The sequence below is a fragment of the Micromonospora sp. D75 genome (assembly GCF_018070405.1).
Lineage (GTDB): Bacteria > Actinomycetota > Actinomycetes > Mycobacteriales > Micromonosporaceae > Micromonospora > Micromonospora chalcea.
Genome location: NZ_JAGPXV010000530.1, coordinates 1 through 4,263, shown reverse-complemented (window position 1 = coordinate 4,263; position 4,263 = coordinate 1). Strand labels below are relative to the sequence as shown.

The window sequence follows — 4,263 nt, the reverse complement described above, 5'->3', positions numbered from 1 at the left end:
AGGTGGAACAGCGCCGGCGCGCTGGAGATCCTCGGCCGGATGGACCACCAGGTGAAGGTCAACGGCATCCGCATCGAGCTGGGCGAGATCGAGAGCATCCTCGCCCAGCACCCGGAGGTGGAGACCGCAGTCGTCGTCCGCCGCGAGGACCGGGGCGTGGCCCGGCTCGTCGCGTACGTCACCGGGCGCGACGGCCGCATCCCGGCCACCGGCGACCTGCGCGACCACGCCGCGGCCCACCTGCCGAGCTACATGGTCCCCGCCGCCGTCGTCGTCCTCGACCGCTTCCCCCTCGGCGGCACCGGCAAGATCGACCGGAGTGCCCTTCCCGCACCCGGCGCCCAGCGTCCCGACCTCGGCGTGCCGTACGTCGAGCCGGCCACCGAGTGCGAGCGCCTCGTCGCGGAGGTGTTCGCGAGCGTGCTCGGCATCGAGCGGGTCGGCGCCCGCGACGGCTTCTTCCACCTCGGCGGCACGTCGTTGCAGTCCGCCGCCGTCGCCGCAGGCATCGACGAGGCCGCCGACGTGGTGGTGCCCGTCTCGCAGATCCACCGCACCCCCACCCCGCACGAGCTGGCCCGCTGGCTCGCCACCGCCCCCCGCCGTACGGACACCGGCTCGACCGCGGGACAGGCCCGGCAGCGCCCGGGACCGGTCCCGCTCGCGCAGCAGGTGGCGAAGTGCCTGATGTCGCCGCTGGAGGTCGTCGTCCCGGTCACCTGGTGGATCGAGGGTGAGCTGGACCTACGAGCCCTCATGGCCGCCCTCGGCGACCTCCACCACCGCCACCAGGCCCTACACGCCCGCTACCGGCGCACCGACCCACCAACCGCAATCATCCCACCCAACCCCGGCATGCCCCAGCTACGACTCATCGCCGACGCCGCCACCGAACACGACGCCCTCGACCAACTCGCCGAAGCAGTACAACAACCCCTCGACTACACCCAAGGCCGCAACTGGCGCGCCGCCCTGATCCGAAACAAAACCACCAACCGAATCCTCTTCGGCATCGGCATCCACCACATCGCCTTCGACGGCTGGTCATACGGACTACTCGTCCGAGACCTCACCCACGCCTACACCGCACGACACACCGGCCACACACCCACCTGGACCCACCCCGCACCCACACTGCACCAGTCCCACGACGAATACACCCGCCTCCGCAACGCCGCCGACCTGCAAACCCAACGAACCTACTGGCGCGAACAACTACGCGACCTACCCCGCCAAGGCGAAGGCCCGGCCACCGCGCCCCTGGAGCAGGCCCTCGCCTGGGGACCGAAGGCGGGCCACACCGTCACCGTCACCCCCGAGGTGCTCGACCGCTGGGACCGGGCCGCCCGCGACCACCGTTTCAGCCGCTCCAGCTACTTCGTGGCGGCCTTCGCCTCGGCGCTGCGCGCCATCCATCAGCAGGACGACATCGCCCTGCTGATGGTGGTCGCCAAGCGCGGTAGCCGCGTCCTCGACTCCGCGTTCACCACCCGGCTCAACCTCAACTGCGTGCGGGTGCGCTTCGACGGGCCGCACGACGACAAGCTGGTCCTGCGGGTCGACGAGACGATCCGCGATCTCATGCGGGCCCAGGACGTTCCCTTCGCGGAGACCGCCGACGATCCCGCCGCCGGGCTCTCCGGCGAGGTGGTCGCGAGCCTGCCGACGTTCGTGTTCCAGGACAACGTGGTGGTGCCGCTGGAGCTGCCCGGCTGCCGGGCCGAGGAGGTCGTCGACCCGTACGCCCGGGAGGTGCCCAACGGGCTCACGGTCGAGGTGCTGCCCCGCGTCGACCATGCTCTCCTGCGCGTCACCATCCGCACCGACTACCTGCCGTACAGCTTCGCCGAGGAGCTGAACCACCACATGCTGCGCTTCCTCGAAGACGGGCCGGCGGGTACGCCCACCGCCGGCTGACCGTCCGCCCCTGCGTACCGGACCGCTCGTCGCCGCGTGGCACGCGGCCCGTTGTCCCGAGAGTTCGTGGTTGTCCCTTCCGGCGCACCCCTCTGGGTGGCGCCGGCCCTGATCGGAGGCTGGCTCAATGTCTGTCGGAATCGTCGGTGCGCAGACCACGGATGTCGCTGGGCCCGGCTTCGAGATCCTCGACCTGATGGGGGACCTGCGCCGGCCGGCCGCGTGGCCGGCCCGGGCGGCCTCCGCGTACCGGCAGGTCGACCTGCCCGTCCCGGCGGGGGCGCGCTCCCCCGGCGCGGTGCTGCTGGCCGGTCTGCTGGGGGTGCTGGCCCGGTACACCGGCCAGGCCGAGGTGGCGGTCGGCCTGTCGTCGGGCGGCGTGCTGCGGGTCGACGTCGCGGACGAACCGGGCTTCGGCGAGCTGACGTCGCGGGTGGCCACGGCGCTGGCCGGACCGGTCGCGCGCAGCGCGGGCGCGGCGGGGCCGGTGGTCGTCGGGCTGGTGGACGCCCCGGTGGCCGAGGTGGGGCCGGACGTGGTGGACGTGGACATCGTGGTGACCGTCGCGGGGGACGGGTCGGCGCTCCGGGTGGACTACGCCGCCGACGGCTTCTCGGCGGACTGGGTGCGGGGCCTGGTGGACCAGACCGTGTCGTTGCTGTCGGCCGGGATCCGGGAACCCGGGGTGCCGCTGGGCGCGCTGCCGCTGCTGGGCGCGCCCGAGCGCGAGCGGCTGCTCGCGTGGGGCCGGGGCCCGGCCCGCCCGGTGCCGGGTGCGCCGCTGCACGAGCTGGTGCTCGAATGGGCACGACGCACGCCGGACGCGGTGGCCGGCGTCGCCGCCGGGGAGGTGCTGACGTACGCGGAGCTGGCCCGCCGCTCGGGGGAGTTGGCCGCGCGGCTACGGTCGATGGGCGTACGGCCCGGGGACGTGGTGTCGCTGGCGCTGGACCGCAGCATGTGGACGCTCGTCGCCACCCTGGCGGTGCTGCGGGCGGGGGCGGCGTACACGCCGATGGACGTGTCCTGGCCGGCGGAGCGGATGCGGATGCTGCTGGCCGACCACGGCGCCCGGGTCGTCCTCACCGTCGGCGAGGTCGCCCCGCGTGTCCCCAGACCTGACGGCGTACGGGTCGTCGCCCTCGATGCCGACTGGCCCACCGTGACGGCGGCCGAGGCGGCCGACCTGCCGGTGGTGGCACCCTCCCGGCCGGCGTTCGTGATCTACACGTCCGGCTCGACCGGGACACCGAAGGGTGTCGTGCTGACCCACGAGCACCTGACGAACTTCGTCACCTGGATGCGGGAGGAGTGCACGGTCGGGCCGGACAGCCGGATGCTCCATTCCTGTTCCCCGGTCTTCGACGTGGCCCTCGGCGAGATCTACACCGCGCTGACCTCCGGTGCCCGCGTCGTCGTCAGCTCCCGCGACGATCTGCTCGACGCCCGCCGGTTGACGGAGCTGATCGCCAAGGAGCAGGCCACCCACGCGTTCTGCCCACCCACGAACCTCGCCGCCGTCGATCCCGCCGACTGCCCCAGCCTGACGTGCGTGACCCTCGCCGGGGAACCCATTCCGCCCCGCATGGCGCACCGCTGGACGGCCGCCGGTGCCCGCCTGATCAACGCGTACGGGCCCGCGGAGGCATCCGTCGCCTGTACCTGGTACGACGCGTCGAAGGGCTGGCCCGGCGCGTACGTGCCCATCGGCCGACCCATGCCCAACCGGCAGATCCGCGTCGTCGACGCCAATCTCGACCTCGTCCCCATGGGCGTCCCCGGCGAGATCCTCATCGCCGGCGCCGGCGTCGCTGACGGTTACCTCAACCGCCCCGAACTGACCGCCCAGCGGTTCGTCACCGACCCGTACGGCGGCGGGACCGCCTACCGCACCGGCGACCTCGGCCGGTGGAACGCCGCCGGAGCGCTGGAGATCCTCGGCCGGATGGACCACCAGGTCAAGGTCAACGGCATCCGGATCGAACTCGGTGAGATCGAGGCGACTCTCGAACAACACCCGGACGTCGGCACCGCCGTCGTCACCCGTCGCGAGGACCAGGGCACCGCCCGGCTCGTCGGCTACGTCACCGGACGCGACGGCCGCGTCCCCGTCACCGCCGACCTGCGGGCACACGCCGCCGCGGTGCTCCCGCCCTACATGGTCCCCGCCGTGATCATGGTCCTGGACCGGTTCCCCACCGGCGGCACCGGCAAGATCGACCGGCGGGCGCTACCAGAGCCGGGCTCGCGCCGTCCCGACCTCGACGTGCCGTACACCGAACCGGCCACCGACTCCGAACGCCTCGTCGCGGGGATCTTCGCGACGGTGCTCGGGCTGGACCGGGT

Annotated in this window: 2 protein-coding genes; both read left to right on the top strand. The window is 73.0% G+C overall.

All coding sequences use genetic code 11. The features are described from left to right. Positions 1-1,917: condensation domain-containing protein (locus KBX39_RS24770; RefSeq protein ID WP_247660552.1), on the top strand; the 1,917-nt coding region annotated here is incomplete at its 5' end. 127 nt (positions 1,918-2,044) lie between these two features. Next, the coding region (locus KBX39_RS24765; protein WP_210872751.1) for an amino acid adenylation domain-containing protein at positions 2,045-4,263 on the top strand (2,219 nt) is incomplete at its 3' end.